Annotated in this window: 2 protein-coding genes; both read right to left on the bottom strand. The window is 67.8% G+C overall.

Annotation, left to right across the window (positions count from 1 at the left end):
- Positions 1–226 precede the first annotated feature (226 nt).
- On the bottom strand, positions 227–4,927 hold the full coding sequence (dnaE, locus tag PLL68_RS12045) for a DNA polymerase III subunit alpha (protein WP_324534393.1): 4,701 nt from the start codon (positions 4,925–4,927) through the stop codon (positions 227–229).
- A gap of 67 nt (positions 4,928–4,994) precedes the next feature.
- Positions 4,995–5,483, bottom strand: a 489-nt coding sequence (locus PLL68_RS12050; protein WP_324534395.1) for an RluA family pseudouridine synthase, incomplete at its 5' end; no start/stop codon positions are given.

Raw genomic sequence — 5,483 nt, forward strand, 5'->3', positions numbered from 1 at the left:
GGGGTGCCCGCGACGAGGGCTGCGATCGCGGTTGCCGCGATCCCGGCGCCGAGGACGCGCCGATGAGTGTTGCTCATGTGAGATCTCCTTGTGGTGGTCGGCTGGGGCCAACCCTAGGCGCGCACCGCGCGTGCCGCGCCGGAAAAGCACACCGAACTTCCGGCATCCTCGTGGGCGCTCCCTGCCAGTAGCCCGCCGTCCACCGGCGCGTCACCCACACCACCGGTCAGGCCAGGCAGCGCGGCCCGAGTAACACCTTGAGGTCACCGAACAATGCCTCCGTCGCCTCGACCCGGAACGCGGGGTCCAGCCGGATCTCGACGGCGCGGCCGGGCTTGACCAGCCGCAGGTGCACCTCCGTGGTGCCCGGGTGGTTGGTCAGCACGCTCTTGAGCTCCTCGACCCGCTCGGTCGTTGCCCTGGCGGTCTCCATCGTCACGACGACGGGCCCGCGCGGCCCCTCGCTGACGTCGGGCAGGGTCAGTTCCTGCGCGTAGATGGAGACGCTGTCGTCACGCCGGTTGATCTTGCCGCGCACCACGGCCACGGTGTCCTGGCGCAGCATCGGACCGACGGTCATGTAGGCGCTGGGGAAGAACAGGCACTCGATCGAGCCCGCGAGGTCCTCGACGGTCGCGATCGCCCACAGGTCGCCCTTCTTCGTGCGCTTGACCTGAAGACCGGTGATCAGGCCGGCGATGGTGACCATCGAGCCCTCGGGTCGACCGGCCTCGTCAGCAGTCAACGCCGCGATCTGCGTGTCGGCATGCTGGCTCAGCACGTGCTCGACCCCGAACAGCGGGTGGTCGGAGACGTAGAGGCCCAACATCTCGCGCTCGAAGGACAGCAGCGCCGACTTGTCCCACTCGACGGCGGGCACGCTCGCGAGCCCCATGAGGTCACCGCCGCTGTCGCCACCGGAGTCGTCACCGAACGAGCCGAACAGACTGTCCTGGCCGATCGCCTCCTGGCGCTTGACCGCGACGAACGCGTCGACGTACTCCTCGTGGACCTGCAGCAACCCCATCCGGGGCTCGCCGAGGCCGTCGAACGCGCCGCCCTTGATGAGCGACTCGATGGTGCGCTTGTTGCACACCACCGCCGGCACCTTGGACATGAAGTCCCGGAAGGAGGTGAAGGGCCCCTTCTCCGCTCGTGCCGCGATGATCGCCTCGACGACGTTGTGGCCGACGTTGCGGATCGCCTGCAGGCCGAAGCGGATGTCGGCGCCCACCGCCGCGAACTGCCCCAAGGAGTCGTTGACGTCGGGGGGCAGCACCTTGATGCCCATGTGGCGGCACTCACCGAGGTAGAGGGCCGACTTGTCCTTGTCGTCACCGACCGAGGTCAGCAGGGCCGCCATGTACTCGGCGGGGTAGTTCGCCTTGAGGTACGCGGTCCAGTACGAGACCAGGCCGTAGGCGGCGGTGTGGGCCTTGTTGAAGGCGTAGTCGGAGAAGGGGACGAGCACACCCCACAGGGCCGCGATCGACGCCTCGTTGAAGCCCTTGGCCTTCATGCCCTCGGAGAAGGGCACGTACTCGGCGTCGAGCACCTCCTTCTTCTTCTTGCCCATCGCTCGCCGGAGCAGGTCGGCGTTGCCGAGGGAGTAGCCCGCGAGCTTCTGCGCGATCTCCATGACCTGCTCCTGGTAGATCACCAGGCCGTAGGTCGTGCCGAGGATCGGCTCGAGCGCGGACACCATCTCGGGCTGGAGCTTGCCCTCGAGCTGGGGGTCGAGCGGGATGAGCGCCTGCTTGCCGTTCTTGCGCAGGGCGAAGTTGGTGTGGGCGTTCACACCCATCGGCCCGGGGCGGTAGAGCGCGAGCGCCGCCGAGATGTCCTCGAAGTTGTCCGGCTGCATGAGCTTGAGCAGGGTGCGCATGCCGCCGCCGTCGAGCTGGAACACCCCGAGGGTGTCCCCGCGGGCCAGCAGGTCGAAGGTGGCGCGGTCGGTCATGTCCTTGGACAGCGCGTCGAGGTCGATCTCCTCGCCACGGTTGGACTGCACGTTGGCGATGGCGTCGTCGAGGATGGTGAGGTTGCGCAGGCCGAGGAAGTCCATCTTGACCAGGCCGAGAGACTCACAGCTCGGGTAGTCGAACTGGGTGATGACCTGCCCGTCCTGAAGGCGGCGCATGATCGGGATGACGTCGATGAGCGGCTCGCTGCTCATGATGACGCCGGCCGCGTGCACTCCCCACTGGCGCTTGAGGCCCTCGAGGCCCTTGGCGGTCTCGACGACCTCCTGCAGGTGCGGCTCGCCGGCGACGAGGTCGCGGAACTCCTTGCCCTCGCCGTAGCGGTCGTGGGTCTCGTCGTACATCTTCGACAGGGGCACGCCCTTGCCCATGATGTCCGGGGGCATCGCCTTGGTCAGCTGCTCGCCGACCGCGAAGGGGTGGCCCATCACGCGGGCGGCGTCCTTGACGGCCTGCTTGGCCTTGATCGTGCCGTACGTGACGATCTGCGCGACGCGCTCGCTGCCGTACTTCTCGGTGACGTAGCGGATCACCTCACCGCGCCGGCGCTCGTCGAAGTCGACGTCGAAGTCGGGCAGCGAGGGGCGCTCGGGGTTGAGGAACCGCTCGAAGATCAGGCCGTGGGGCACCGGGTCGAGGTCGGTGATCTTCATCGCGTACGCACACATCGACCCCGCACCCGAGCCACGACCCGGGCCGACCCGGATGCCGTTGTTCTTGGCCCAGGTGATGAAGTCGGCGACGACCAGGAAGTAGCCGCAGTTGTGCACCGCGACGCCCTCGGCGACGTAGGTGTGGTCACCGGACACCGTGAGGTTGAACACCGTCCCCGAGTACGCCTCCCGAGACACCGCTCGCACCCGAACCCACCATCGACCGTCCACGCAACGGGCGTTGTAGGGCTGCTTCTGCGACTGCGGCACCCACAGCACCTTGTAGGACCGTTGACTGGGAGAGCGCTGCAGCGTGCACCACTGACCGAGTGACAACAGGATGGACCGCAGCTGCCGCGCCAGGACGTCGTTGACGGTGGTCACCATCCACTTGCCGCGAGCGTCGACATGACCGTCACCCTCGTGCCAGCCCCTCACGAATGCCCGCAGCCCTTCGTCCGGGGTCGAGAGCACCCATTCGGGGACGCGCTTGTTGCGGACCCCTGAGCCGAAGAGCCTCGTCAGCACGAGCGCCAACGGGTGGTTCGTCAGCATGACGACGACCCCGTGATGCCCCGGCACGGACGGCGAGGCTTTCGAATACACGCGCGCGGTGCCGAGGTCGAGGTCGTCGATGACGCGGCAGAGTCGCTGCACGGCGGGCTCGTCCTCGTGCAGCGTCCACCCGATCTGTGCCGGGTTGACGCCTCCCTCCGGGTCGTAGAGATGCCCCTCCGCAACCCACAACCCGAACAACCACAGCAGATCCGTGGACCACTCCAGTTTCGAGGGCAGGGTGCCGACGTTCGGGCGGGCCGCACGCTTGAGACCTGCCCCCATGCGGTGGACTCGACCGTCCGGCGACTGTCCGATGGTCCACCCAGCAGCCTCCATCAGGGCCACGACGTCGAGGTCCTGGTAGACCGCGCGCTCTGGCTGAGGCAGGAGCACCTCGTCGCCGGGCCGCACGTCCTTGGCCTCCACCCACCCGCGGTGAGCCACCAGGAAGGGGTGCTCGGCAGTGGCCTTGAGCGGAAAGGCCTGACCGTACGGGTGGATGACGTGCAGGTCCTCCGACACCGAACGTGTCAGGACCTTCTCGACGATCGCGTTGCGTCCGCGCAGGGCGTGGGTGTCGACCGAGGTCACGACGTCGCCCTCCACGACATCGCTGATCGCCTTCCACCCACCATCACCCATGAGAACCGGTGTCTCGGGCGGGAAGCAGTACCCCTTGGAGACGATGACGTCCGTCTCGAACTCAGCCTGCTTCTGGGCGTAGTCGGGGATGCCGGCGGGGAAGCGGTCGTGCAGCCCGCGCTGCACCTCCTTGACGAACCAGCTCGCCTCGTTCTCCCCCGGCGGGCACGGGAACTGGGGCATGTAGCGCCCCTCGTCGACCGTGAACGAGATGTCACACATCTCGGCGATCAGCAGCGTGTTGTCGCAGGCCTCGGGCAGCTCACGCCAGGTGTGGCGCATCTCAGCCGGGCTCTTGAGGTAGAAGTCGTCGGCGTCGAACTTGAACCGGTTCGGGTCCATCATCGTCGATCCCGACTGCACGCACAGCAGGGCCGAGTGGGCCTTGGCGTCCTCGGGGCTCGTGTAGTGCAGGTCGTTCGTCGCAACCAGGGGCAGGCCGAGCTCACGGGCCAGCCGCAGGAGGTCCTTCTGCACGCGGCGCTCGATGTCGAGGCCGTGATCCATCAGCTCACAGAAGAAGTTCTCGGCCCCGAACAGGTCACGCAGGTCGGATGCCGCCTGCTTGGCCTGGTCGTACTGGCCCAGTCGCAGCCGCGTCTGGACCTCGCCGGACGGGCAGCCGGTGGTCGCGATGAGGCCCTTGCCGTACTGGTCGAGCAGTTCGCGGTCGATGCGCGGCCACTTCGCCCAGACCTGGTCGAGCGAGGCCTGCGAGTCCATCCGGAACAGGTTGTGCAGCCCGACGTTGTCCCTGGCCAGCAGGATCATGTGCGTGTACGCGCCCGACCCCGAGACGTCGTCGCCGGGGCGCGAGCGCTCATCGCCCCACTTGACGCGGGTCTTGTCCGTGCGGTGCGTTCCGGGGGTGACGTACGCCTCCACCCCGATGATCGGCTTGACGCCCGTGCCCTGGGCCTTCTTCCAGAACTCGTAGGCCCCGAAGAGGTACCCGTGGTCGGTCGTGGCGAGGGCCGGCATCCCCATCTCGGCGGCACGCTCGAAGAGGTCACCGATGCGCGCCGCACCGTCGAGCATCGAGTACTCGGTGTGGACGTGCAGGTGGACGAAGGAATCGTTCGCGGAGGACATCGCCGACCATCCTAGGTCGCCGGGCCGACACCCCTTCGGCGTGTCGTCGACCGTGTCGGCGCAGCGCTCAGAGCGCGTCGAGGGCGCCCTGCAGATCAGCGGGATAGCTGCTCGTGAAGGTGACCCACTCCCCCGATCCGGGGTGCTCGAAGCCGAGGCCGACCGCGTGCAGCCACTGCCGTTCCAGGCCGAGCCGCTGCGCGAGGGTGGGGTCCGCACCGTAGGTCAGGTCACCGACGCAGGGGTGGCGCACGGCCGCCATGTGCACGCGGATCTGGTGCGTGCGCCCGGTCTCGAGCTTGATCTCGAGCAGCGAGGCGTAGCGGAATGCCTCGAGCAGCTCGTAGTGGGTGACCGCGTGCTTGCCCGAGTCCATGACCGCGAACTTGTAGTCGTGGCCGGGGTGGCGCCCGATGGGTGCGTCGATGGTGCCCTCGAGCGGGTCAGGAAGGCCCTGGACTAGCGTGTGGTAGGTCTTGTCGACCCGGCGCTCCTTGAACGCGCGCTTGAGCACCGAGTACCCGCGCTCGCTCTTGCACACGACCATCAGGCCCGA

This window comes from Ornithinibacter sp. (assembly GCF_035443565.1).
Lineage (GTDB): Bacteria > Actinomycetota > Actinomycetes > Actinomycetales > Dermatophilaceae > Fodinibacter.